The organism is Micromonospora sp. M71_S20 (genome assembly GCF_003664255.1).
In the GTDB taxonomy this organism is placed as follows: Bacteria; Actinomycetota; Actinomycetes; order Mycobacteriales; family Micromonosporaceae; genus Micromonospora.
In genome coordinates this window covers 4,227,939-4,252,055 of record NZ_RCCV01000001.1, presented here as the reverse complement: position 1 = coordinate 4,252,055, position 24,117 = coordinate 4,227,939, and the positions used below count along the sequence as shown (strand labels likewise).

Genomic DNA, 24,117 nt, shown 5'->3' with positions numbered 1-24,117 from the left:
CGCTCAGAGCCAGCCCGAGCGGCGGAAGAGGCGGTGCAGGGTGAACGCGGTCAGCGCCATCAGGCCGAGCACGGCGGGGTAGCCGTAGCGCCATTGCAGCTCCGGCATGTTGGCGAAGTTCATGCCGTAGATCCCGGCGATGCCGGTCTGGGTCGCGGCGATGGCGGCCCACGCGGCGATCTTGCGCATGTCGTTGTTCTGCTCCACCGCGAGCTGCGCCAACCGGGACTGCACGATCGAGTTCAGCAGGTCGTCGTAGGCGGCGACCCGGTCCACCGCCCGGGTCAGCCGGGCGTCCACGTCGACGAACCACCGGTGCAGGCCGCGCGGCGGGTTGTCGGGCCGCTGGTCGAGCAGGGAGCGCAGCGGCGCCTGCAGGGGCTGCACCGCCCGCCTGAACTCGACCACCTCCCGCTTGAGCTGGTAGACGTGCTGGATGTCGGCCGAGCGGTCGCGGGCGAACACCGCCTCCTCGATGCGTTCCAGGTCCCGCTCGACGTGCCCGGCGACCTCCAGGTAGAGGTCGACCATCCGGTCGCAGACCGCGTACGCGACCGCCCACGGCCCCTGCGCGAGCACCGCCGGGCGCTGCTCGACGTCGGCGCGCACGCAGGTGAGCGCGCCCGCGGCGCCGTGCCGCACCGTGACGGCGAAGCGGTCGCCGAGCAGCACCATCACGTCGCCGGTGTCGACCACCTCGGAGGTGTCGGTCAGCTCGGCGTGCTCGACGTAACGGGCGGTGCGCAGCACCAGCAGGGTCACGTCGCCGTCGCGGCGCACCGTGGGGCGGTGGCCGTCGGCGAGGGCCTGCTCGACGGTCAGGTCGTCGAGCCCGAAGGTGCGGCCGACGGCCGCCATCACCGCGGCGTCGGGCTCGTGCAGGCCCAGCCAGACGAAGGCGTCGCGGCCGCGACGGCTGCGGGCGTAGGCGTCGGCGTAGTGGGGACGGCCGGGCTCGCGCCGCCCGTCGACGTAGACGGCGCAGTCGACCACGGCGTCGGGATTGGAGCGTGGGGGTTCTGGCGCGCGCTGCCCGGGCAGCGGTCGGCCGAGCAGCCGGTCGAACACGGCCGACAGCCTCACCCGTTCTCCCACCCGACGAGCCACCCGTCCCCCTCCGTCGCGCCCGCATCCGCGCGGCCACCGTACTCGGCTGTGGCGGATCCGGGGGTCACGGCACCCGGGTGGCGAAGACGACGACGTTGTCGACGTAGTTGCCGGTGTCCCGGTCGAACCGGCCGCCGCAGGTGATCAGGCGCAGGCCGGTCGCGTCGCTGGGCCCGTAGACCAGGTCGGTGGGGAAGCGGTCCTTCGGGTACGACCCGACGCCGTCGACGGCGAAGGTGGCGACGCTGGCGTCGGCGCGGGTGATCCGCACGGTGTCGCCGGGCCGCAGCCGGCCGAGGTCGAAGAATACGGCGGGGCCGGCGGCGGAGTCGACGTGCCCGACGATCACGGCGTTGCCGGTCTCGCCGGGGCTGGCACCATGCCGGTACCAGCCGGCCAGGGTGGGCCGGTCCAGCGGCGGCACCTCCAGGTGCCCGTCGGCGTCGGCGCCCACCGGGACGATCCGCGCCCGTACGTCGATGGCCGGGATCCGCACGTCGACCGGCTCGGCCCGGTGCAGCGGCGGCAGCGCGGGGCGGGTCGGTACGGGGGCGGCGGCGGCCCCCGGCCGGGGCGGGCGGGGCGGGGTCGTCGCCAGTCCGGCGGCGACCAGGCCGAGCCCGGACGTGGCGAGCAGGACGATGACCGTCACCGCCCAGCCGGGCCTGCGCCAGGACACGATCCCACCTCCGTACGCGTTCGCCCGGGTGCCCGCTCCGGTGGTTCACCGGTGCGGGCACCCGTTGCAGGGATGGACGGCTTTCAGGAGTGGACGGCGCGGGGCCGTCGGTCAGAGCGTGGCCGCTGCCATGTGGCGTCGGCGGCGGGCCAGGATCAGTGCGCCGCCCGCGGCGGAGCCGAGCAGGGCGCCGCCGGCGGCCAGTTCCCCGGTCCCGTCGTCGGTGCCGCGGCCGCCGGCCTGGGCCCCGCCGATCGGGGTGACGGTGAACGTGGCGCTGCCGGCCGCGCTGCCGTCCCCGCAGGTCGCGGTCACGGTGTAGGTGCCCAGGGTGAAGCCGGCGGTGAAGAGTTCGGCGCTCAGGCCGCCGCCGGCCGCCGCGGTGGTGGACCGGACGTTCTGGTCGCGGTCGGGGCCGGTGACGCGGAAGATCGCGTCGCCGGACTTCGGGTTGCAGGTCGTCGCGGTGAGCACGACCGTGCCGCCGACCGGCGTGGTGGCCGGTGACACGACGGTGTCGGCCAGCGCCGCGCCGGGGAGCAGGAGCGTGCCGAGACCCACGCCGAGCGCCGCCGATACGAGAACTGTCTTTGCCTTCATACGCGTCTTCCCTCACTTTTCGTCCGCTGACTGCGTGGGACGTCGTTCGGGTGGCCAACTCCGTGACTAGCACCGGTGTGACCAACCCTAGGAGGGTTGGGGCCCCGATCCGGTGAAAATGAGAAATCTTCGTTGCCGTCACGTGTCCACCCGCGAGGCGGAGGGAGCTGCGGAAATGCCGGCACGGCCCACCCGCGAGGGTTGGCCGTGCCGATGTCAGCGGGGGTCGTGCTGTCGCGGCTGGGCCGTCCCGGCCCCACTCGGGAACGGTGCCCCGCGGCGGGCCGTACGCGTCCGGCCCGCCGCCTTGACCCGGTCCTGGCCGGTTTGCTCGGGGCGGGACGCGCCGCCGTGCCGGTCGCCCGGCAGCGGGGTCCGCCGGTGTCGCCCGCGTGCCGGGACGGGGTCAGCCCTGCGCGGTGGCGCTCTCGGGGCGCGGCTCGGGCAGTGGCTCCCCGGTCTCCAGCAGCGACTTGAGGCTGGCCAGCAGCTCCGGCCAGCCGCCACTGCCGTCGAGTTGGCCGCTGACGGCCCGGTACATCTCGCTGCCGGGGGAGAAGTCCTCGTGGGTGACCGTCAACTTGACGAACCCGCCGTACGGGGCGATGTCGAAGGTGACCCGGGACCTCCGCTCGCCGAGTCGGGCCGCCAACTCCTCGTCGGACCAGCCGAAGTGTGCGGCGTGCTCCGGCTGGAAGCCGTGCCAGCTGTAGGAGAGCCGGCGGAACGGCTCGGCGACCAGGACGCGCTGGCCGAGGTCGCGGAACTCGCCGCCCGGCTCGTCCTGCCACAGCACGGGTGAGCCGACCCGCCAGTCGGAGCGCAGCGCGACGCCGCCCCAGTAGCGGCGGGTGAATGCCGGCTCGGTCAGCGCGGCCCAGAGCCTCTCGGGGTTGGTGTTGACGTAGGTGGTGTAGACGAAGGTGGGACTGTCCATCGGCTCCCGCTCCAGAGCTGTCCGTAGGTCGGCGAGTGCGCGCACCCGCTCGCGGTCGTAATGGTCGATCCATCGGTCGGCGACGGCGTTGATCGGGACGGGGTTGAGGTAGTGGAGCTTCTCCCGGCCGCGTCGCACGGTGGTCACCAGGTTGGCCGCCGCCAGCACCGCCAGGTGCTTGCTGACCGACTGCCGGGTCATGTCGAGCCCGGCGCACAGCTCGCGCAGGCTCTGCCCGTCGCGCCGGTTGAGGTCGTCGAGGAGCCGACGCCGACTCGCGTCGGCCAGCGCCCGGAACACGTCGTCCACCCTGCCCACCTCACACATGCAGCCGCCCGGCTGCCTGTCAGATTAGGCAACCGGACGACTGCATGTCCAGCGTGTCGCCGCATCCACCCGGCAGAGGGCGGCGGGAGCGGTCAGGCCGGGCGGCCGGCGTCGTCGTGCAGCAGCCCCACCAGCGCGGAGAGGCCCTCCTCGCCGTGGCCCCGGGCGACCGCCTCGTCCAGCAGGTCACGCACCGGGCGCATCAGCCCGGCGTCGACCCCCAGGTCCCGGCAGGCCGCGAGCAGGTTGCCGAAGCTGGCGGCCTGCATCCGCAGGGAGGACCCGTCGGCGTCGTGCTCGCCCGAGTCGACGGCCGCCGCCAGGGCGGGCAGCTCCCCGAGCATGGCGGTCAGCCACCCGGTCACCATCGGCGCGAACTGGCCCGCCGGCGTGCCGGCCGCGCGGACCATCGCCGTGGCGTGCAGGAATCCACCGAACATGCCGTACATGGCGGCGAGCAGGGCCAGGTCGTGCACGGCCGCCCGACCGGGGTCGGCACCGAGCCAGTGGACGTCGCCGAACGCCGCGAGGGTGTCCCGCCAGTCGAGGAAGGCGTCCTCCGCGCCGCTGTAGAGCACGAACGCGCCGGGCTGGCCGATCATGAACGGCACGGCCATGATGCCGCCGTCGACGTACCTGGCGTCCCGCGCGGTCACCCACTCCGCGAGCCGGTGGGCCTGCGCGGGGGTGCCGTTGGTCAGGTTCACCACCGTCCGTCCGGCCAGGGCCGGCGCTGCCTGCTCGAGCACCCGACGGGTGACGTCGTCGTCGAGCAGGCATACCACGACCAGATCGCCCGCCGCGACCGCCTCGGCGGCGGATCCGGCCACGTCCGCTCCCGCCCCGGCCAGCGCGGCGGAGCGCTCCGGCGACCGGTTCCACACGGTCGTGGGGTGGCCGGCGGCGAGCAGCGCGCCGGCCAGGGCCCTGCCCATCGCGCCGAGCCCGAGCACGGTGACGGGCCGATGGCGCGGGGCGCTCACGCGGCCGCCTCCGCGTACACCCGGGCCAGGCGGGAGAAGTCGTCGTCACCGTGCCCGGCGTCCACCGCCCGGGCGACGACGGCGTTGGCCGCCCGCAGCGTGCCGGTGTCGATGCCGTGTCCCTCGGCCGCCTCGACGATGTGTGTCATCGTGGCAGCGGCGGAGGTGATGGTGGAGACGTCGGCGGTGTGGTTCCCGACGTCGATCCGCCCGGCCAGGTCGTCGACGAGGTCGGGCAGCAGACCCGAGACGCCCCTGGCGTACGGCGCGAGCTCCGCCGCCGTGATCCCCTCCGCCCGGGCCAGGGCGAAGGCGTGCGCGATACCGCTCATTCCGGTCCAGAAGATGTCGAGCAGCGCCACGTCGTATGCGGCGGCGCGAGCCGGGTCCGCGCCGAGCCAGTCGGCCGAGCCGCCGAGGTGCGCCAGGCTGTCCCGGTGGGCGCGCCAGAGGTGCTCCGGCCCGCTGTAGAGCACCAGCGCCTCCGGGCCGCCGATGGTGGGGGCCGGGGTCATGATCGCGCCGTCGAGGTAGTCGACGCCCTGCCCGCGGGCCCAGGCGGCCATCGCCCGGGCCCGCCGCGGGGTGTCGGCGGTGAGGTTCACCAGGGTGCGCCCGGCGAGGGCGTCGGCCGCGGGCTCGACGATGGCGCGGACGGCGGCGTAGTCGATGACGCAGGCGAGCACCAGCGGGCTCGCGCGGACGGCCTGCGTCACCGTCGGCGCCCGGCGTGCGCCGCGTGCCACGAGGGGGTCCGCCCGGGCGGCCGTGCGGTTCCAGACGGTGGTCGGGTGCCCGGCGGCGAGCAGCGCGCCGGCGAGGGCCTGGCCCATCGGTCCGAGGCCCAGCACGGTCACCGGGGGCAGGTCGCGGTCGGTCATGGGAGTGCTCCTTCGTGGACGGATCGCCCGGCCTTGCGCGTGCCGCCGGGCCGGTCCCATCCTGTTTCCGTACGCACGGAGCAGCAAGTACCGACTATTTTCTCAGGTACTTACCTTTTGGTAAGTGAGGGGAGCGACGTGAAGAAGCGGACCTACACGTGCGGGCTCGACGCCGCGATCGACGTCGTGGGCGGCAAGTGGAAGGCGCTGATCCTGTGGGAGCTGGACAACGGCCCTCGCCGCTTCGCCGAGGTGCGCCGGGGGATCGACGGGATCAGCGAGAAGATGCTGATCCAGCAGCTGCGCGAGATGGAGGCGTACGGCCTCGTGCACCGCGAGGTCTACCGGCAGGTGCCGCCCAAGGTGGAATACTCGCTCACCGACTTCGGCCGGTCCCTGAACCAGGCGCTGATGCCGCTCGGCGACTGGGGCGAGCGGCACATGGCGACCATCGAGGCCATCGCCCGGGACTGACGGGCCGCCTTGAATCCCGCGTGCCCCGGCGCCCGCCCGGCGCTAGGGTCGCGCGGTGACGGAGATCAGGACCGAACGGCTGCTGCTGCGCGACTGGCGGGAGTCCGACCTCTCGCCGTGGGCCGCGATGAACGCCGACCCCGAGGTACGCGAGCACCTCGGCCCGCTGCTCACCGCCGAGCAGGCCGCCGCCTCGGCGCGCTCGTTCCAGGCGGACCTCGACCGGCTCGGCTACGGCTTCTGGGCCGTCGAGGTCCGCGACGGCGGCGCGTTCGTGGGCTTCGCCGGGCTGGACCGGGTCGACGACGGTGTGCCGGTCACCGGCGTGGAGGCAGGCTGGCGGCTCGCCCGCTCCGCCTGGGGGCACGGCTACGCCACCGAGGCGGCCCGCGCCGTCCTGCGCCACGGCTTCGACACCGTCGGGCTGCCGGAGATCCTCGCCATCACCACCGCGACCAACGTGCGTTCGCAGGCGGTGATGCGCCGCCTGGGCATGACCACCGATCCGGCCGACGACTTCGACGACCCGGACGTCGAGTCCGGGCCGCTGCGCCGCCAGGTCGTCTACCGCAGGCGGGCCGGGGACCGCTGAGCGTCGGGCGTCGCGGCGTCGGGGTCGGTCACCCAGCCGGCGAGCAGCACCAGCCCGGAGGGCCGGTGCACGGCGAGGAAGCCGAAGGGGCGGTCGACGTCGAGGCGTACCCGCCGTCTGCGCGCGGTGACCGGCCGCCGTGCCGAGCCCGCCCGCGTGGAGACGGCGGTCACCACCCCCGCGCGGAAACCCGTCGCGCCGAACGTCGCCGTCGCGCTCTGCCGCGCCTGCGAGACGGCCAGGAGCCGGGCGATGCCGGGGAAGTGGTCGCCGTCGCCGACGGCGGTGGCGAGGCCGAACGTCGCGGCCCGCTCCAGCAGGTCGTGGTCGGCCGAGACGGTGAAGCCCACCGTGGAGACGAGCAGCTCGGGCCGGTCGTCGTACGCGTCCACGACCTGCTCGACGACGCCGGGGCCGGCGTCGACCGGCAGCGCGGACGGTGCGCCGAGCGCGCCGATCGCGGCCGGCAGCACCGCCGCCGCCCCGCGCCCCGGCGCGCCCAGGGCGAGGACCACGTCGACGTCCTCGGCGCCGCGTACGGTCAGCAGGCTCAGCGGACCGGCGGCGGTGTCGACGGCCCGTAGCGCGTCGAGGTCGTGCCCGAGCCGGCTCAGCCCGGCCAGCCGGCGGCCGCCCCACGGCCCGGCGGCCGGCTGGCACCACGCGTCGCGGAACGGCTCGGCCCACCCGGTCCGCAGCGACAGCGCGCTGGCCAGGACCATCGCCGTCGTCGGGGTGACCCGCACCGGCATCCGGGGGACCAGGCCGTCGGTGTGGGCGGCGGCCCACTCGTCGAGGGCCGCCCCGTCGCGCGCCGGATCACCGGTCAGCTCCCCGCGCATTGCCGCCGGCACCTCCCGCGACCAGCGGTCGGTCAGCGGCAGGTCCCGCCGCGCCCAGGCGGCGAGCGCGAGCCGGGTGGTGGGGGAGCGGTCCAGGTCGGACCGGGCCGGCTCCGGCGCGACCGCCAGCAGCTCGTCGCGGGCCGGACCGGCGGCGTAGCGGGCGAGCAGCGCCAGCAGCGGGTAGACGCCGGCGCCGGAGAGGACCGTCTGGCCGTCGTCCAGGCCGGACGCCCACCGGGCGGTGAGGGCGTTGGTGGCGTCGGTGCTCATGGGGCGGGCGTCCTCCGGGGTGACGTGACCGTCGCCCGGGGGGCGACCGCTGGCACCCTACCGCCGTACCGCCGCCGGCCGGATGTGCGCGGGCGGGGCCGGTCGGTGGCCGGACGGCCCGGTCGGTGTGGCAGCGTGGGCGGCGTGAACACCTCCGCGCCGCTGGACGTCGACCTGGCGCTGGTCGGCGGCGGCGGCGCCGCGTCGCTGGTCCTCGCGGCCCTGGACCGGCACGGGGTGCGGGACCTCCGGGTCGCCGTCATCGACCCGGTCCACCGGCGCGGCCAGGACCGGACCTGGGCGTTCTGGGACCGTCCCGGCAGCGACCTGGACCCGCTGCTGGCTGCGAGCTGGCCCCAGGTCGAGGTGGCGACACCCGACGGCCGCCGCGTCCTCGATCTCGCCCCCCTGCGGTACGCCATGCTGCGCTCGGGCCCGGTCTACGACCGGGCTGCCGAGGCCGAGCGGCGGCTCGGGGTACGGCGGATCGTCGCGCCCGTCGACGCCCTGCACGACGACGGCGGGCACGTCACGGTACGCGCCGGCGGCGCCGGGCCGGCCGTCCGCGCGTCCTGGGTGCTGGACTCCCGGCCCCGGCCGCCCCGGCGACCCGGGCGCACCAACTGGCTCCAGCACTTCCGGGGCTGGTGGCTGGAGTCCGACGTGCCGGTCTTCGACCCGGCACGGGCCGTCCTGATGGACTTCCGCACCCCGCAGCCCGCCCGGGGCGTGTCGTTCGGCTACGTCCTGCCGGTGAGCGACCGGTACGCCCTGGTGGAGTACACGGAGTTCGGCCCCGACCTGCTCACCGACGCCGGGTACGACGCGGCGCTGGCCGGCTACCGGGACCTGCTCGGCCTCGACCCGACCCGGTTGACCGTCCGCGAGGTGGAGAACGGGGTGATTCCGATGACCGACGGCCCGTTCGAGGCCCGGCCCTCGCCCCGGGTGGTCCGCCTCGGCACGGCCGGCGGCGCCACCCGACCCTCCACCGGCTTCACCTTCTCCGCCATGCACCGCCAGGCCGAGCAGGTCGCCCGCGCCCTCGCCGCCGGCCGCCCGCCGGTGCCCGATCCCGCGTACCCCCGTCGGCACCGCTGGATGGACGCGGTCGCGCTGCGGGCGCTGGACGCCGGCGGCGTCGGCGGGCCGGAATTCTTCGGTCGGATCTTCGACCGCAACCCCGCCGAGCGGGTGCTGCGGTTCCTCGACGGCGCGACCACCCCGGCGGAGGAGGTGGCGCTGATGAGCTCCACCCGGCTGCGGCCGATGGTCGCCGCCACCGCCGGTGACGCCGTGGCCCGGCTCCGCGACCGCCTCGACCCGACCCGCCGGGCGGCGACCTGGACGGTCCCGCGGCCGGTGGTGGGCGACCGGGCCGACGCCGACGACTGAGCCGCCTCAGCCGGCGGCGTCGGCCCGCAGGCCGTCCCGGCTTCCCGTCACGGGAGGCCATCCTGCCAGCGGCGGGGGAACCGGGACACGGCCTTTTCCGTCGCCCACGCCCGGCCGGTGGCGGCGACCCTCCGGCCGTCGGGCGCGTACGCGCGGGAGGTGACCCGCGCCGCGCCGCCGCCCGACGGCGGGGGAGGCGGTGCGGATTCGGTAGGTTGCCGGCATGGTGGACGAGACGACCGGCAGGGTCGTGCAGATCTGGACCGACGGGGCGTGCAGCGGCAACCCCGGCCCCGGCGGGTGGGGTGTCGTGCTGCGCTACGGCGCGCACGAGCGGGAACTGTGCGGCGGCGAGGCGACCCCGACCACCAACAACCGGATGGAGCTGATGGCGGCCATCCAGGCCCTGGAGAGCCTGACCCGGGCGGTCACGGTCGAACTGCACACCGACAGCACGTACGTGCGCAACGGCATCACCAGCTGGCTGGCCTCGTGGAAGCGCAACGGCTGGCGGACGGCCGCGAAGCAGCCGGTCAAGAACGCCGACCTGTGGCAGCGGTTGGAGGCCGCGTGCGCCCGGCACGAGGTCACCTGGCTGTGGGTGAAGGGGCACAACGGCCACCCGGAGAACGAGCGCGCCGACGCGCTGGCCAACCGGGGCATGACCGAGGCCCGCGCGTCGGCGGTGCCCGCCGGTCGCTGACCGGACCGGCGGTCAGGTCACTCGGTGCGGCTCGGGTCGGTGGTGCCGGACACGGCGTCCACGTCGTAGCCGGCGCGGCTGACCTCCCGGGCCGACCTCCGGTCCTCGGCCGGCAGGTCGGCGAAGTCGTCGCCGGTGTCGTCGGTGCTGCGCAGGGACTCGCCCGGCGGACGCAGCGACGCCTGCATGGCGGTGGCGCCGTCCGGCTCGTCGGTGGCGGCCCGGTCGGTACGGTTCTGATCGGTCATGCCGCTCTCCTGCCCCCGTGGCCTGCCCGCAAACGTGCCTCGCGGTGCTCAGCGCGCCGCGTCCGGGTGGCCCGGCATGCCCGACCCGCCGCTGGAGGTGCCCGACGCGCCGCCCGCCATGCCCGACCCGTCGTCCTCGGTGACGATGTCGGGCTTCGTCGTCGTGTCGTCCGGCGCCGGGACGTCGGTGTCCGCCTCGACCTGGACCAGCCGGGCCTGGCCGGCCTCGTCCTCGGCGTGTGCCGGGTCGACCGGCAGCTCACCGTCGCGCGCCCGATACCCCACCGCTGCCTCCCCTGCCGTCCGCCGCTGCCGTTCCGCCCCCGGCTACCCGCAACCCCCCACCCGAAACCCGCCCCACCCCGCCCCCGCCCGGGCGGGGTGCCGTGGCGATCATGCAGTTGTGGTGCCCGCCGTGATGGGGTGAAGACCGTTTTGTCCAGCACCACAACTGCATGATCGCGAAGAGCGGGCGCGAGGGCGAGGGTGGGGCGCACGGGGGCGAGGGCGGGGCGGTGGGGCGGGAGAGGGGGTCAGCGGCGGCGGGGTGGGCGGGTGGGGGAGCGGGGTGGGCGGCGCAGGGGGGTGAGGGACAACGGGGACCAGTGGCCGGGGCGCGTCCGCCCGGGCGGTAGGGCGGTGTGCTGGTCGCCCCGGGCCGCGTCGAGCTGCGACTGGTGCAGGAACAGGGCGCCGGAGAGATCCGCGCCGCGCAGGTCCGCGCCGCGCAGGTCGGCGCCGGTGAGGTCGGCCAGACCGAGGTCGACGCCGCGCAGGTCGGCGCCGATCAGCAGCGCCCCGCGCAGGTTCGCCCGGCGCAGGTCGGCCCGGCGCAGGTCGACGCCGAACAGTTGGGCGCCCCGCCGGTCCACGCCGGGACGGCCACCCCGGGCCCGGGCCGCGTCCCCGGCGCGGGCCAGCAGCGGGTTGACCCGTCCCCGGTACGCGTCCACGTCGAGCCCCAGCAGCGTCCCGGCGGGCTCCCGGGCCAGCCGCTCGGTCTCGTCGAGCGCGGCGGACAAATGGTCGCGCAGCGGCTGCGGTGGGCGTGTCGCGAGCGCCTCGGTCAGGTACCAGAGCAGCTCGTGCAGCGGCCGCATCACCGCGAACGTGTCGAACATGCGCGCCGCGGTCTCCGGCGCGTCGCGCCAGTCCCGCCCGCCGAAGGTGACCTGGGCCACCCGCTGGCCGGCGCCGAAGCAGTCGAAGACGGTGCAGCCGGGGAAACCCCGGTCGCGCAGGTTGGCGTGGATGCCGCAGCGCGAGTCGGCCCGCAGGTTCGGGCAGGGCCGCCCGGCGGGCTTGTCGATGGCGAAGTCGGCGGACGCGGAGAAGGCGGGCGCGACGCAGCAGAGCCCGAAGCACCGGGCGCAGTCGGCGCGCAGTCCGTCCGCAGGCGAGGTCGCCCCGGGAGTCTCCGACACGCTGACCGTTCTCCTGCCGATCGGGGCCTTCCCGCCGGCGGTCTCGCAGGCGGAGGCTCCCATTGTCCCGCCCCCGGGGGGCCACCGGGCCGCCGGGTGCGCGGCCCACGCCCCGGGCGCGGGGAGCCGCGGCGGCACCGTCCGCGCGGCCCACGTCCGGGGGCCGGTGGAGCCGTGACGCCCGTCTGCGCAGCTCTCGCGTCCGGGTGCGGTGGGGCCGCGGCGCACCGTCCGCGCGGCCCACGCCGGGCGCGGTGGAGCCGGCACACCGGCTGCGCTGCCAGGTAGCGGGTGCAGGGGGCGGAGCCGCAGGCAGCGCGGGCCACGCCTGCGCTCAGCCCTGCACCGAACGCCAGTCGTGCGACTCCAGCGCGTTGGCCTGCGGGCCCATCATCAGCATGCCGCCGTCCACCGGCCAGGACGCGCCGGTGACGTACGCGGCGGCGGGCGAGGCGAGCAGCGTGACCACGGCGGCCACCTCCCGCGCGTCGCCGGGCCGCCCGACCGGCACCCCGGGGCGCTCCTGGGTGAACGGGTCGACGTCCTCCTGGCCGGTCATCGGGGTGGCGATCTCGCCCGGGGCGACCGCGTTGACGGTGATCCCGTCCGGGGCCAGCTCCTGCGCCATCACCTTGGTCAGCAGGCCGAGCCCGCCCTTGGCGGCGCAGTACGCGGCCGAGCCGACCCGGGGCGCGTGCTCGTGCACGCTGGTGATGTTGACGATCCGCCCGCCCAGCCCCGCGGCCCGCATCCGCCGGGCGGCCCGTTGCCCGCACAGGAACGGCCCGTCGAGGTCGACGGAGAGCACCTCGCGCCACTGCTCCCAGCCGGTGTCGACGAACGGTGTGGACGCCCCGGTGCCGGCGTTGTTGACGAGCACGCCGAGGCCGCCGAGCCGGTCGGCCAGCCCGTCGACGACCGCGTCGGCGCCCGGCAGCCGGGTCAGGTCCAGCTCGGCGACCTCGCAGCGCCGGCCGGCGGCGCGTACCTCGGCGGCGGTCCGCTCGGCGCCCTCGACGTCGCGGTGCCAGGTGACGCCGACGTCGAAGCCGGCCTCGGCGAGGGCGACGGCGCAGGCCCGGCCGATGCCGGAGTCCGCGCCGGTGACGATGGCGATTCTCGGGTAGTCCTCGTAACGCGATGGCATGCTGGCGCACTACCCGTTCCCTGCGAATGCAACCACGCGTCGATCCCCGTCCATGCAGGGGATTGTCTGCGTCGATGCGCTCTGTCATTCTCCACCGTGGACGCTGCCAGCGGCGGTCGGCAATCCGGATGGTCGCGCTGAGGTGGCGCCGTCATCTGCCGGAGGGACCTCGTGAAGCGCAGACGTCGCCATCTGCTCGCAGGACTGGCGGTCGGTGCCCTGGTGGCATCGACCGGGCTCATCGGAATCCACTTCGCCGGCGCCGAGGTGCCGGCCCCCGTCGCCGCGGCCGGCGACGGGGAGATGCCGGGCGCGTTGGGCGCCCACATGGAGCGGCTGCGCCAGGCCGTGCCGGGCAGCGACGGCATGTCGCCGGACGGGCCCGGCAACGCCGCGCAGCAGGAGTTCCTGGAGCGCGCGTACCCGGCCAGCACGATCAGCATCGCCCAGGTCGACCGGTCCAAGTCGGCGTACGCCGCCGCCGAGCGGCGCGCCGGCGGCACCCGGGGCTGGACGAACATCGGCCCCAGCGAGGCCCTCTATCCGTTCACCGAGTTCCGCAACGCCTCCAACTACGTGCCGAACGCGTACGTCGCGGGTGGCCGGGTCACCTCCATCGACATCGCCCCCGACTGCAACGCGCTGCTCTGCCGGGCGTACGTCACGCCGGCCGGCGGGGGCGTCTGGGGCACCCTGAACGTCCTCGCCGCCGAACCGAAGTGGTTCTACCTGGGCGGGCCGCTCGGCATCAACGCGGCCGGCTCGGTCAAGATCGACCGCAACGACAGGACCGGGCTGACCATCTACGTCGGCACCGGCGAGGCGAACACCTGCGCCTCCGGCTGCGTCGCCGGCGTCGGGCTCTACAAGTCGACCAACGGCGGCGTCACCTGGAAGGGCCCGCTGGGCAAGGACGCCCTCGCCGGCAAGGGCATCGGCGAGATCACCATCAAGCCCGGCGACCCGAAGACGCTCTACGTCGCCACCACCACCGCCCTGCGCGGCATGTCCGGCTCCTGCTGCACCGGCGTCACCCGGCCCGTGCCCGACGCCGAGAAGTGGGGCCTCTACAAGTCGTCCGACGGCGGCGCGAACTGGAAGTTCATCCACAACGGCTCGGCCGACGCGACGCAGTGCACGGGCAGCGCCGCCGAATACAACAACACCGCCGCCTGCTCGCCGCGCGGCGTGCGCTACGTCAAGCTCGACCCGCGCGACGCGAACACCGTCTACGCCTCCTCGTACGCCCGGGGGGTCTGGCGCTCCGCGGACGCCGGCGCCACCTGGACGCAGATCAAGCCCTCGCTGAACCCGGCGGTCTTCCAGACCCGGGCCGCGATCGACGTGACCGCCCTGCCGAACGGCAAGACCCGCATGTACGTCTACGAGGGCAACCTCGGCAACCCGTACTCGCGGCTGTTCCGCAGCGACGACGTGGCCGGCGCCGCCCCCGCGTTCACCGACCTGAGCAGCGCCAACCCGGCCGACCCGGGCTACGCCACCTACAACCAGTGCACCGGCCAGTGCTGGTACGACGTGTTCGTGCACACCCCGGCCGGGCACCCGGACATCGTCTACACCGGCGGCTCGTACGTCTACGGCGAGACCGTCGCCCACAAGCGGGCCGTGGTGCTGTCCACCGACGCCGGCGTCAGCGGCACCGACATGACCTACGACGGCACCGACGAGCTGCACCCCAACGGCCTGCACCCCGACCAGCACGCCCTGGTCACCAACCCGCGCAACCCGTACCAGTTCTTCGAGGCCAACGACGGCGGCGTGATGCGCTCCAGCGGCCAGTTCGTGGACCGCTCGGCCTGGTGCGACAACCCGGACCGCAACCTGACCACGCAGGCGCAGAAGGACCGCTGCCGGCAGATGCTGTCGAAGATCCCGTCGAAGCTGGACGGCATCAACAAGGGCATGAACACCTTGCAGTTCATCAGCCTCTCGGCCAGCCCGCACGACCACCGGCTGCTGCAGGGCGGCACCCAGGACAACGGCACCTGGGAGAACAAGGGCGAGCGCCGGCGCTGGGTCAACACGATGATCGGTGACGGCGGCGCGTCCGGCTTCGACGTCGGCAGGCCGGAGTTCCGCTTCCACACCTTCTACGACGCCTCGCCCGAGGTGAACTTCGCCAATGGCGACGTGGGCAGCTGGATCTCGATCTCCGACCCGATCTTCGGGCAGCCGGGCACCCTGTTCTACGCCCCGGTGATCACCGATCCGAAGGTCAGCGGCACGATGTTCGCCGGCACCTCGCGCACCGTCTACCGGACGAAGACGTTCGGGCTGGGCGACCGGAGCCTGGCCGAGGCCGACCGGATCTGCAACACCTGGACCGGCACCTTCGAGGCGCAGTGCGGCGACTTCGCGCCGCTGGGCACGGTCAACCTGACCGACGCCGCGTGGGGCGACCGGGCCGGCGGCGCCGTCTCGGTCGTCGAGCGCGTCGCCTCCGACTCGTCCACGGCGTACGCGGCCACCAGCACCGGCCGGGTCTTCGTGTCCCGCAACGTCGACGCCGAGCCGGCGTCGGCGGTCACCTGGACGCGGATCGACACCGCCGCCACGCCGAACCGCTTCGTCACCGGCGTCCACGTCGACCCGGCCGACCCGGCGCGGGCGTGGGTCTCCTACAGCGGCTTCAACTCGAACACCCCGGCCACCCTGGGGCACGCGTTCGAGGTGCGGCTGGCCGGCGCCGGCGCGACCTGGACCGACCGGTCGTACGACTTCGGCGACCAGCCGATCACCGACCTGGTCCGCGACGACGTCACCGGCACCCTCTACGCGGCCACCGACTTCGGCGTGCTGCGGCTGGCCAAGGGCAGCACGACCTGGGTGAAGGCGGCCCGGGGCATGCCGAACGTGGAGGTCGCCGGGCTGACCATCGTGCCGGGCAAGCGGGTGCTCTACGCCGCCTCGCACGGCCTCGGCGCCTGGCAGCTCACGCTCTGAGCAGGCGACCATCGGCAACGACACGGTGAGGGGCCGCGCACGCGGCCCCTCACCGCTGCCCGAGGCGGCCGGCCGCGCCTGGCGCACGCTCGGCGCGGCCTTCGTCCTGCTCGTCTTCGTCCCGCCGCTGCTGCTGCTGGTCTCCGGTTCGCTCACCGAGCCGGGCCTGCCGCCGCCGCCCACCCCGCAGCTCGTGCCGGAGCCGGTGTCCACCACGGGCTACCGGGAGGCCGTCGAGCTGGGCGGGCTGCTGCGCGCCTCGCTCAACTCGGTCCTGGTCGCGGTCGTCGCCGTGCCGCTGAGCGTGCTCGTCGCCTCCCTGGCGGGCTTCGCGCTGACCCGGATCGCCCCGCGCGTCACCGGCGTCGTCGTGGCGGCCTCCCTGGTCGCGCTGATGGTGCCGGCCACGGCGCTGCTCGTGCCCCGCTTCGCGATCTTCCGGACGCTCGGCCTGACCGACACCCTGGTGCCGCTGGTGGCCCCGGCGTTGCTGGGCACCTCACCGCTCTACGTCCTGGTCTACCACCTGGCGTTCCGGGCGCTGCCGACCGACCTCTACGACGCCTGCCTGGTGGCGGACCTGTCGCCGCTGCGCACCTGGTGGCGGGTCGCCCTGCCGCTGGTGCGCCCGGTCACCGCTGGCCTCACCGCGCTGACCTTCGTGCTCACCTGGTCGAACTTCCTCGACCCGCTGGTCTACGTCTACGACCGCAACCTGTTCACCCTGCCGCTGGCGCTGCGCTCCCTGTCGGTGCTGGACCCGACGAACTTCCCGGTGTTCCTGGCCGGGGCGGTGCTGGCCACGGTGCCGGCGCTGGCCGTCTTCGTGCTCGCCCAGCGGCGCTTCCTCCACCACGACGACCCGACGGGACGGGACTGACGATGCGACCGGCAACGGAACCGACGATGCGACCGAAGGCGCTGCTCGCGCTGCTGCTCACCGCCGTGCTGGCCGCCGCCGGGTGCGGCGCCGGCTCCGGGTCGTCCGCCGACGGGCCGGTGCGGCTGCTGGTCTTCGGCGCCCCCGAGGAACTCGCCGCCTACCGCACCCTCGTCGAGGCGTACGAGAAGGCGCGTCCCGGCGCCGACGTGCAGCTCGTCGAGGCCAGCGACCGCAAGGACCTGCTGGCCCGGCTCGCCACCTCGGTGGCCGGCGGCGCCCCGCCGGATCTGTTCCTGATGAACTACCGCTTCTACGGCCAGTTCGCCGCCAAGGACGTCATCGAGCCGCTGGACGACCGGCTGGCCGCCTCCGAGGCCGTCGACCCGGCCGACTACTACCCGGTGGCCTGGAACGCGTTCCGCTGGCAGGGCCGGCAGCTCTGCCTGCCGCAGAACGTCTCCAGCCTGGCCGTCTACTACAACCGCACCCTGTTCACGAAGTACGGCGTGCCCGAGCCGAGGGCCGGCTGGACGTGGAACGACCTGGTCGCCACCGCGACCGCGATGACCCGCGACTCCCGTGGCGTGGTGGTCAAGGCCACCGAGAGCGAGGGCGCGGCGCTGCGGCCGGCCGTGCACGGCCTCGGCGTCGAGCCGTCGATCATCCGGCTCGCCCCGTTCGTCTGGTCGGGTGGCGCCGAGATCGTCGACGACCCGGCGAGGCCGACCCGGCTGACCCTGGACACCCCGGCCGCCCGGGAGGCGCTGAAGAACCTGGTCGACCTGCGGCTGGCGTACGGGGTGGTGCCCACCGACGAGGAGGTGGAGGCCGAGGACGACGAGTCCCGCTTCGCCAACGGCCGGCTCGCCATGCTGATGAGTTCCCGCCGCTCCACCACCACGTTCCGCTCGATCACCGGATTCGAGTGGGACGTCGCCCCGCTGCCCGTCTACAAGGAGCAGGTCGGGGTGCTGCACTCCGACGCGTACTGCATGACCCGGGGCGCGAAGCACAAGGACGCCGCGTGGCGGTTCCTGGAGTTCGCCATCGCCGAGGAGGGCCAGCGGATCATCGCCGCCACCGGACGTACCGTCCCGTCGCACATCGGGGTGTCGCGGTCGCCGGCGTTCCTCGGTCCCGCCCAGCCGCCACGCAGCGCGAAGGTCTTCCTCGACGCGATCCCCACCGTCCGGGCGCTGCCGACCGTCTCCACCTGGCCGGAGATCGAGGACGTCACCTACGGCATCCTGGAGAACGCCATGCACCGGGGCGACCGGCTCGACGACGTCGTCCGCGAGCTCGACCGGCAGACCCGGCCGATCTTCGCCCGCGGGGAGCACGGGTGAGCGATCCGGGCCTGGCCCTGGCCGGCGTCTCGGCCGCGTACCGGGGGTCGACGGTGCTGCACGAGGTGGACCTGACCGCCGCCCGGGGCGAGCTGCTGGTGGTGCTCGGCCCGTCGGGGGCGGGCAAGTCGACAGTGCTGCGGGTCGTCGCCGGCCTGGAGCCGGTCACCGCCGGCCGGATCCGCATCGCCGGCCGCGACGTCACCGCCGAGCGCCCGGGCCGGCGCAACGTGTCGATGGTCTTCCAGTCGTACGCGCTCTTCCCGCACCTGAGCGTCGCGGAGAACATCGCGTTCGGCCTGGAGGTACGCGACACACCCCGCGCGGTGGCCCGGGATCGGGCCCGCGCGGCGGCCGAGACCGTCGGCTGCGCCGCCCTGCTGGACCGCCGGCCCGGCCAGCTCTCCGGCGGCGAACGGCAGCGGGTGGCGCTGGCCCGGGCTCTGGTGCGCGAGCCGGACGTGTTCCTGCTCGACGAGCCGCTGTCCAACCTCGACCAGGCGCTGCGGGTGCAGATGCGCGCCGAGCTGCGGGCCCTGCACGACCGGCTGGGCGCGACGATGGTGCACGTCACCCACGACCAGACCGAGGCGCTGGTGCTCGCCGACCGGATCGCCGTGCTGCGCGACGGGCGCATCGAGCAGGTCGGCACCCCCGACGAGATCTGGCGCACCCCGGCCACCACCTTCGTCGCCCGCTTCGTCGGCTCCCCGGCGATGAACCTGCTGCCCGCCGGGGGGCCGCTCACGCCCGGCGGCACCGCGCCCGTCGACCCGGCCGGGGCGGGCGAGCTGGAGATCGGATTCCGGCCCGAGGCGGTCGTCCTGGACGCGGTCGACGGCGCGGCGGCCACCGTCGACCGGGTCGAGGTGGTCGGCGAGGACGCGTACGCGTACCTGAGGCTCGCCGGCGGGCACCCCGTCGTCGCCCGGGTGCCCGCCGCCCGCCGGCCCGGAAGGGGCGCGGCGGTACGCGTCGGCGTGCGCTGGGCCGAGGTGCACGTCTTCCACGCCGGCTCCGGGCGCCGGTACGCCCCGTGACGGGCACGGACCGCCGCTCGCGCCGGCAGTTGGCGCTGATGCTGACGCCGTACCTGGTCGGGCTGGTCGGGCTGGTGCTGCTGCCCGCCGCAGTCACCCTGGCGCTGGCCTTCACCGAGTACGACCTGCTGCGCCCGCCGCGCTGGGTGGGGCTGGACAACTTCGCGGCGCTGCTGGCCGACCCGGTGTTCCGGGTGTCGCTGACCAACTCGCTGGTCTTCGCGCTGGTGGCCGTACCGCTGCGGGTGCTCTTCGCGCTCGGCCTGGCGCTGCTGCTGCACCGCCGCGCGGTCGGCGTCGGCGGCGCCCGCACCGCGGCGGTGCTGCCGACCGCGGTGCCGGAGATCGCCTACGGGCTGCTCTGGCTCTGGCTGCTCAACCCGCTCTACGGCCCGATCAACCAGCTGCTGCGCACGGGCGGGGAGAACGGGCTGACCGCGCTGGGACGCACCCCGCCGCAGTGGCTCACCGACCCGACCGACGCCCGCGCGGCGATCATTCTGATGAGCCTGTTCACCGTCGGGGAGACCTTCGTGGTGCTGCTGGCCGCCCGCCGCGCGCTGCCCCGCGACGTCTACGAGATGGCGGCGATCGAGGACGCCACCGGCTGGGACGTGTTCCGCCGGGTCACGCTGCCGCTGATGGCGCCCGTGCTCGGGCTGCTGGCGGTGCGCGACGCCATCCAGAGCCTGCACTTCTCCTTCGTGCCGGCCTTCGTGGTGACCGACGGCGGCCCACCCCCGTACGCCACCACCTACCTGTCGCTGTTCGTCTACCGCACCGGCTTCGAGTACCTGCGCTACGGCTACGCCGCCGCCGCGACCCTGGTGATGATCCTGCTGACCGTGGCGGCGGTGGTGGTGCAGTGGCGGCTCATCCGTCGCTACCGGGGCTTCTACCGGGTGTGACCTCGCCCGGGACCGTAGCCGTCGACGGGGGCCGTCCGCCCTGACGCCGCCCCGGTGGAACCGGGATGCTCCCGGTCGCTGCCACCTTGACGACATCACCACCACGGCCGGCGGTCGCGGCGGCCGTGCTGCGGACGATCGCCGGCGTCGCATCCTCCCCGCGGGTTAGACCATCACGTCCCGTCGCCGGTAACCGAACGTGCCGACGGCCAGGGCCGCGCCCGCGAGACCGACCATGACGGCCGTGGCGGGCCAGTCCGGCGTCGCCTGGGGCACGTCCGCGAGGTGGGTGTACGGCGAGAGCCAACTCACCCAGCTCGCGGCCCCGGTGCTGTCGGCGATGACCTTGAGGAGGAAACCTCCGGCCGCCGGCACCATGCCCACGACCGCCACCCCGTGTGGCGTCCGGCCGAGGACGAGGACCGCGACCCCGAGGTTGAGCAGCGCCACCGGAAGGACGTTCCAGGTGCCGGCAAACGCCGCGCCCAGCGGCAGATCCGCGCCGACCACGACCGCGCCGAGCCACGTCGCCGCGCCGGCGACGGTGACCAGCACCGCCGCGCCGACCGCGGTGGTGCCGACCTCCGCGCTGAGCAGCCGGGCGCGCGGGACCATGCCGGCGTTGAGAAGGGTCAGACGCCCGTCGGTCTCCGCGGCGGCGAAGGCGGCGACGCGGACGGCGGCGAAGGCGCCGACCGGCACGGCGAGCAGCGCGAACAGGGTGGCGGCGTACCCGCGGGCGGAGTCGAGACCGGCGAAGCCCGCCCGTGCGGCGAGATCGGCGAAGCGGGGGTTGTCGCCGAGGAAGTCGGTCAGGGACACCGTGAGCACGCCGATCAACAGAAAGTACGCGCCCACGCCCGCCGACCAGCCGGCGAGCGGCCGCAGCATCCGCCGGACGGCGAAGGCCTCCACCGAGCCGAGCAGCCGCAGACGGGGCGGCCGGCCAGCGGCGGGGGAGAGCAGTCCGTCGCGGACGTCCCGCCGGCGCGCCAGGGTGAGCGCGGCGGCGGAGAGGACGACCGTGGCGAACGCCAGCACGATCAGGGGGGACACCCGGTCGTCCCGGTAGGGGCGGGTCAGGGCCAGTGGCCCGTACGGAGGCAGCCAGCGCAGCCAGCCGAGCGAGGCGACGCCGTCACCGACCATTCGGGCGAGCAGCCCGACGCCGAGAAACGCCAGCGTGGCCCCGGTCGCCGTGGCCCGGGTGGGGAAGACCTGGGCGGCGAGGGCGGCCGCCGCGACGGCCACCGTGACGACCAGCGCCAGCCCGGCGGCGTGCAGGGCCGCTCCGCGGGCGGGGGTGCCGACCGCGACGAGCGCCGCGGTGAGCGTGGCCGCGGTCAGGGCCGCCGCGACCGCCAGCACCGCGAGGTGCCGGCCGAGCACCGCGGCCGGGCCCAGCCGGCCGGCGAGCAGGAGGTCCCACCGGCCCGCCGCCTCCTCGCCGCGGGTGATGCGGGTGGTCGCGAGCAGCCCCCACACCGACAGCAGGACGGCGAGTATGGTGCCGGTCCGCCAGACGGTGAAACCGCCGGCGGTCTCGAGGGCGACCGGCTCGCCGAACAGGGTCCGGATCGCCGGGTTGCGGGCCAGGACGGCGAGCGCGCCCGCGTCGAGAGCGTCCCCGACGGTCCTGGCGTGGGTGGCGGCGACCAGCGTCGACATGCCGACGGTCACGGCGAGCACGACGAGTGCGCCCCGGCGTACCTGGCGTACGGCCAGGCGGGTGACCGCCCGCCGGGCGGCGGTGTCCGCGGTGCGGCCGGCCATTGGCAGGGCGGCGGTCATCGGGCGGTCTCGCCGTAGTAGTCGAGGAAGATCTCCTCCAGGCTCGGCTCCCGGACGGTGAGGGCGGTGACGTCGGCGGCGGCGAGGGCGCGTAGCGCCGGTGCGGGTGGCCCGGTCAGGGAGAAGCTGAGCGTCCCGCCGTCCTGCGCGACGATGTCGACTCCGGCCGCACCGGACAGGTCGGGTACGGGGCCGGTGAACCGGGCGGTCACCTCGGTACGGTGCAGGCGGCGCAGCTCGTCGACGGTGGCGACGTCGACGAGCCGGCCGGCGCGCAGGATCGCCACCCGGTCGCAGATCGCTTCGACCTCCGCCAGTTGGTGCGAGCAGAGGAACGTGGTCTGGCCGCGGTCGCGGGCGACCGCGACGGCACGGCGGAACTCCCGCTCCATCAACGGGTCCAGCCCGCTCGTCGGCTCGTCGAGGACCAGCAACGGCGCGCGCGTGGCGAACGCGGCGACGAGCGCGATCTTCTGCCGGTTGCCGGTCGAGTAGGTGCGGGCCGGTTTGGACAGGTCGAGGGCGAACCGCTCCACGAGTTCGTCGCGGTAGGCGCGGTCGACGCCGGGTCCCGTGGCGGCGAGCAGCTCGAGGGTCTCCGCGCCGGTGAGCTGCGGCCACAGCGCCACGTCGGCCGGGACGTAGGCCAGCAGGCGATGGGCGGCGACGTCGCCGGCGTCGGTGTCGAAGATCCACGCCCGGCCGGTGGTGGGCCGGGCCAGGCCCAGCAGCAGCCGGATCGTGGTGGACTTCCCGGCGCCGTTCGGGCCAAGGAACCCGAACACCTCGCCGGCCGGCACGGTCAGCTCCAGCCCGTCGAGGGCGAGCACCTTCCCGTAGCGCTTGCTCAGGTGCTGCGTGCGAACCGCGGGTGTGGCCACAGGATTCCTCCGGTCGACGACGTGTCACGACTGCCGACCAGGCTTCCCGGCGCACCGTCCTCACCGTACTGCGCCGCGTCACGCCGGGGAAGTGCCCGTTCGCCCGGCGCCGGCGAAGCGGCCGGTGCGTCGCCGCGCCGGCTGTCGGTATGATCGCCGGGATCTGTGGAGCGCCGGGAAGTCTGGTCGGCACCGTGATGGTCCGCGCCCCGGAAGGTCTCCCTGTGCTGCTGCTGTGCTTCGCCGCTGTCCTGCTGGCTGCCGTGCTCGTGTCGGCGCTGGCCCACCGCACCATCCTCTCCACGGCGGCGCTGTTCCTGGTCGCCGGCTTCCTGTTGGGCGAGGACACCGGGGGTGTGCTGCATCTGCGGGCCGACTCGCCGATCGTGGCCCAGTTGGCGGAGCTGGCGTTGTTCGCGGTGCTGTTCACCGACGGGATGCGGGTGGGCTGGGCCGACCTGCGCTCGGCGTGGCGGTTGCCCGGTCGGGCGTTGGGTTGGGGTCTGCCGCTGACCCTGCTGGTGACGGCGGTGCTGGCGCACTACGTGGCCGGTCTGGACTGGCCGGAGGCGCTGCTGGTCGGGGCCATCCTCGCCCCGACCGATCCGGTCTTCGCCGCCGCACTGGTCGGCAACGACAAGGTCCCGGCGCGGCTGCGGCACCTGCTGAACGTGGAGTCCGGCGTCAACGACGGCCTGGCCCTGCCGTTCGTGGTGGTCCTCCTGGCGGTCGCGGCCGGCTCGGACGACCTGCACCTGTGGGAGTTGGGCACCGAACTGGCGGTAGGTCTGCTGATCGGGGTGCTGGTGCCGCTGTTGGCGATCGCGTTGGAGCGGACCCGCTGGTTCGCCGCGTCGACGGCGTACGCCCCGTTGAACGGGATGGCGATCGGCCTGCTGGTGCTGGCGCTGGGCAAGGCCACCCACGGCAACCTGTTCCTGGCGGCGTTCGCCGCCGGGATCACCGTGGCCACCTTCGGGCCGCGGCAGCGGGCGGCGTTCGAGCACTTCGGGGAGAACGTGGCGGAGCTGCTGAAGCTGGCCGCACTGCTGGTGTTCGGGGCGCTGATCTCGGTGGAGTTCCTCGGCGAGATCTCCTGGACCGGCTGGGTCTTCGCCGTGCTGGCAATCGTGGTGGCTCGGCCGGTCGCGTTGTGGATCTCGTTCCTGCGCTCGGGACTGGGCCTGCGGGAGCAGGCCGCCGCCATGTGGTTCGGGCCGAAGGGCTTCGCCTCCGTGGTCTACGGGCTGCTGGTGCTCGAGTCCGGCATCGCGGCCGGCGACGAGGTGTTCCACCTGGTCGCCCTGACGATCGTCATCTCGATCCTGGCGCACTCCTCCACCGACGTCGTGATCGCCCGGGCCTTCGACGACGCCCGCGAGGCGCCGGCCTGGCACGGGGTGCTGCACCGGATCCACCGGGCCCGGCGATCGGTGGCTCCGCCTTCACGTCGGGCCGACCGCCCGGCAGCCGCCAGCCGGTCCACGCCCGCGGAGCGGCCGGGGACCGAGGACGGGTCGGGAGCAGATCCGGCGAGGACCGGACAGGAGTAGTGACCGTGCCCGCCGCGCCGCCACCCGGTTCGCCGCCTGCGGCGACACCGGTCCGGCCCAGACCGTGGCCGTCGACCGGGTGGGCCGGCCCGACCCGATATTCCGGGGACGCCGGCGCGGGTACCGTGGCATGATCACG

23 protein-coding genes are annotated in these 24,117 nt (G+C 74.8%); 10 read left to right on the top strand and 13 right to left on the bottom strand.

What is annotated here, in order from left to right; all coding sequences use genetic code 11:
* Positions 1 to 3 precede the first annotated feature (3 nt).
* The 6 genes from DER29_RS18320 to DER29_RS18295 form a co-directional block, all read right to left on the bottom strand.
* Positions 4 to 1,107 (bottom strand): magnesium and cobalt transport protein CorA, encoded by a 1,104-nt coding sequence (locus tag DER29_RS18320; RefSeq protein WP_121398436.1) that lies wholly within the window; start codon positions 1,105 to 1,107, stop codon positions 4 to 6.
* 64 nt (positions 1,108 to 1,171) lie between these two features.
* Complete coding sequence (locus DER29_RS18315; protein WP_233599898.1) at positions 1,172 to 1,786, bottom strand: class F sortase; 615 nt, start codon at positions 1,784 to 1,786, stop codon at positions 1,172 to 1,174.
* A 111-nt stretch (positions 1,787 to 1,897) separates the two neighbouring features.
* On the bottom strand, positions 1,898 to 2,386 hold the full coding sequence (locus DER29_RS18310; RefSeq protein WP_121398434.1) for a hypothetical protein: 489 nt from the start codon (positions 2,384 to 2,386) through the stop codon (positions 1,898 to 1,900).
* Positions 2,387 to 2,792: 406 nt separating this feature from the next.
* A complete protein-coding gene (locus DER29_RS18305; RefSeq protein WP_121398433.1) occupies positions 2,793 to 3,632 on the bottom strand; it encodes a metalloregulator ArsR/SmtB family transcription factor in 840 nt (279 codons plus the stop codon).
* Between the two features lie 110 nt (positions 3,633 to 3,742).
* Positions 3,743 to 4,633 (bottom strand): NAD(P)-dependent oxidoreductase, encoded by an 891-nt coding sequence (locus DER29_RS18300; protein ID WP_233599896.1) that lies wholly within the window; start codon positions 4,631 to 4,633, stop codon positions 3,743 to 3,745.
* A complete protein-coding gene (locus tag DER29_RS18295) occupies positions 4,630 to 5,514 on the bottom strand; it encodes an NAD(P)-dependent oxidoreductase (protein ID WP_121398432.1) in 885 nt (294 codons plus the stop codon). Before DER29_RS18295 ends, DER29_RS18300 begins: the two co-directional genes overlap by 4 nt.
* Positions 5,515 to 5,652: 138 nt before the next feature.
* On the opposite strand from DER29_RS18295, the gene DER29_RS18290 reads away from it, so the two are divergent.
* Entirely contained in the window at positions 5,653 to 5,988 is a 336-nt protein-coding gene (locus DER29_RS18290; protein WP_121398431.1) for a helix-turn-helix domain-containing protein, read from the top strand.
* A gap of 55 nt (positions 5,989 to 6,043) precedes the next feature.
* On the top strand, positions 6,044 to 6,580 hold the full coding sequence (locus tag DER29_RS18285) for a GNAT family N-acetyltransferase (protein ID WP_121398430.1): 537 nt from the start codon (positions 6,044 to 6,046) through the stop codon (positions 6,578 to 6,580).
* Here DER29_RS18285 and DER29_RS18280 read toward each other — a convergent pair.
* The gene (locus DER29_RS18280) at positions 6,553 to 7,695 is read right to left on the bottom strand and encodes a serpin family protein (RefSeq protein WP_121398429.1); all 1,143 of its coding nucleotides are present in this window, start codon (positions 7,693 to 7,695) and stop codon (positions 6,553 to 6,555) included. The two genes, DER29_RS18285 and DER29_RS18280, sit on opposite strands and share 28 nt — an antisense overlap.
* Before the next feature lie 144 nt (positions 7,696 to 7,839).
* On the opposite strand from DER29_RS18280, the gene DER29_RS18275 reads away from it, so the two are divergent.
* Positions 7,840 to 9,090 carry a lycopene cyclase family protein gene (locus DER29_RS18275; RefSeq protein WP_121399314.1) on the top strand — a complete coding sequence of 417 codons (1,251 nt, stop codon included), beginning with the start codon at positions 7,840 to 7,842 and terminating at the stop codon, positions 9,088 to 9,090.
* A gap of 223 nt (positions 9,091 to 9,313) precedes the next feature.
* On the top strand, positions 9,314 to 9,793 hold the full coding sequence (rnhA, locus tag DER29_RS18270) for a ribonuclease HI (protein WP_121398428.1): 480 nt from the start codon (positions 9,314 to 9,316) through the stop codon (positions 9,791 to 9,793).
* 17 nt (positions 9,794 to 9,810) lie between these two features.
* Here the strand turns inward: rnhA and DER29_RS18265 are convergent, their stop codons facing one another.
* The 4 genes from DER29_RS18265 to DER29_RS18250 form a co-directional block, all read right to left on the bottom strand.
* Positions 9,811 to 10,041 carry a hypothetical protein gene (locus DER29_RS18265; RefSeq protein ID WP_121398427.1) on the bottom strand — a complete coding sequence of 77 codons (231 nt, stop codon included), beginning with the start codon at positions 10,039 to 10,041 and terminating at the stop codon, positions 9,811 to 9,813.
* A gap of 48 nt (positions 10,042 to 10,089) precedes the next feature.
* Entirely contained in the window at positions 10,090 to 10,326 is a 237-nt protein-coding gene (locus DER29_RS18260) for a preprotein translocase YidC (RefSeq protein WP_121398426.1), read from the bottom strand.
* Between the two features lie 248 nt (positions 10,327 to 10,574).
* Complete coding sequence (locus DER29_RS18255) at positions 10,575 to 11,465, bottom strand: pentapeptide repeat-containing protein (RefSeq protein WP_233599894.1); 891 nt, start codon at positions 11,463 to 11,465, stop codon at positions 10,575 to 10,577.
* 334 nt (positions 11,466 to 11,799) lie between these two features.
* Entirely contained in the window at positions 11,800 to 12,612 is an 813-nt protein-coding gene (locus tag DER29_RS18250; RefSeq protein ID WP_121398424.1) for an SDR family oxidoreductase, read from the bottom strand.
* Positions 12,613 to 12,783: 171 nt separating this feature from the next.
* On the opposite strand from DER29_RS18250, the gene DER29_RS18245 reads away from it, so the two are divergent.
* Genes DER29_RS18245 through DER29_RS18225 form a run of 5 tightly spaced genes read left to right on the top strand, consistent with a single transcriptional unit; the run spans position 12,784 to position 19,753 of the window.
* Positions 12,784 to 15,576 carry a sialidase family protein gene (locus DER29_RS18245; protein ID WP_121398423.1) on the top strand — a complete coding sequence of 931 codons (2,793 nt, stop codon included), beginning with the start codon at positions 12,784 to 12,786 and terminating at the stop codon, positions 15,574 to 15,576.
* Positions 15,577 to 15,601: 25 nt separating this feature from the next.
* On the top strand, positions 15,602 to 16,456 hold the full coding sequence (locus tag DER29_RS18240; RefSeq protein WP_121398422.1) for a carbohydrate ABC transporter permease: 855 nt from the start codon (positions 15,602 to 15,604) through the stop codon (positions 16,454 to 16,456).
* Positions 16,457 to 16,482: 26 nt separating this feature from the next.
* Complete coding sequence (locus tag DER29_RS18235) at positions 16,483 to 17,805, top strand: sugar ABC transporter substrate-binding protein (RefSeq protein WP_121398421.1); 1,323 nt, start codon at positions 16,483 to 16,485, stop codon at positions 17,803 to 17,805.
* The gene (locus DER29_RS18230) at positions 17,802 to 18,845 is read left to right on the top strand and encodes an ABC transporter ATP-binding protein (RefSeq protein WP_121398420.1); all 1,044 of its coding nucleotides are present in this window, start codon (positions 17,802 to 17,804) and stop codon (positions 18,843 to 18,845) included. The genes DER29_RS18235 and DER29_RS18230 overlap by 4 nt, the downstream gene beginning before the upstream one ends.
* Positions 18,846 to 18,883: 38 nt before the next feature.
* Positions 18,884 to 19,753 carry a carbohydrate ABC transporter permease gene (locus DER29_RS18225; protein ID WP_121399313.1) on the top strand — a complete coding sequence of 290 codons (870 nt, stop codon included), beginning with the start codon at positions 18,884 to 18,886 and terminating at the stop codon, positions 19,751 to 19,753.
* 165 nt (positions 19,754 to 19,918) lie between these two features.
* Here DER29_RS18225 and DER29_RS18220 read toward each other — a convergent pair whose 3' ends face one another.
* Both DER29_RS18220 and DER29_RS18215 read right to left on the bottom strand, forming a co-directional pair.
* Positions 19,919 to 21,544 (bottom strand): polyketide antibiotic transporter, encoded by a 1,626-nt coding sequence (locus tag DER29_RS18220; protein ID WP_121398419.1) that lies wholly within the window; start codon positions 21,542 to 21,544, stop codon positions 19,919 to 19,921.
* Positions 21,541 to 22,425: an ABC transporter ATP-binding protein gene (locus DER29_RS18215; protein ID WP_199729345.1), complete on the bottom strand. Its 885-nt coding sequence runs from the start codon at positions 22,423 to 22,425 to the stop codon at positions 21,541 to 21,543. The genes DER29_RS18220 and DER29_RS18215 overlap by 4 nt, the downstream gene beginning before the upstream one ends.
* A 197-nt stretch (positions 22,426 to 22,622) precedes the next feature.
* Here DER29_RS18215 and DER29_RS18210 point away from each other — a divergent pair, with 197 nt between their 5' ends.
* A complete protein-coding gene (locus DER29_RS18210) occupies positions 22,623 to 23,978 on the top strand; it encodes a sodium:proton antiporter (protein ID WP_233600079.1) in 1,356 nt (451 codons plus the stop codon).
* Positions 23,979 to 24,117: the final 139 nt, after the last annotated feature.

Coding starts and splice junctions, on each gene's coding strand:
- DER29_RS18310 (WP_121398434.1), bottom strand. CDS start 2,386: ATGAAGGCAAAGACAGTTCTCGTATCGGCGGCGCTCGGCGTGGGTCTC.
- DER29_RS18295 (WP_121398432.1), bottom strand. CDS start 5,514: ATGACCGACCGCGACCTGCCCCCGGTGACCGTGCTGGGCCTCGGACCG.
- DER29_RS18280 (WP_121398429.1), bottom strand. CDS start 7,695: ATGAGCACCGACGCCACCAACGCCCTCACCGCCCGGTGGGCGTCCGGC.
- rnhA (WP_121398428.1), top strand. CDS start 9,314: ATGGTGGACGAGACGACCGGCAGGGTCGTGCAGATCTGGACCGACGGG.
- DER29_RS18265 (WP_121398427.1), bottom strand. CDS start 10,041: ATGACCGATCAGAACCGTACCGACCGGGCCGCCACCGACGAGCCGGAC.
- DER29_RS18250 (WP_121398424.1), bottom strand. CDS start 12,612: ATGCCATCGCGTTACGAGGACTACCCGAGAATCGCCATCGTCACCGGC.
- DER29_RS18235 (WP_121398421.1), top strand. CDS start 16,483: ATGCGACCGAAGGCGCTGCTCGCGCTGCTGCTCACCGCCGTGCTGGCC.
- DER29_RS18225 (WP_121399313.1), top strand. CDS start 18,884: ATGCTGACGCCGTACCTGGTCGGGCTGGTCGGGCTGGTGCTGCTGCCC.
- DER29_RS18220 (WP_121398419.1), bottom strand. CDS start 21,544: ATGACCGCCGCCCTGCCAATGGCCGGCCGCACCGCGGACACCGCCGCC.
- DER29_RS18210 (WP_233600079.1), top strand. CDS start 22,623: ATGGTCCGCGCCCCGGAAGGTCTCCCTGTGCTGCTGCTGTGCTTCGCC.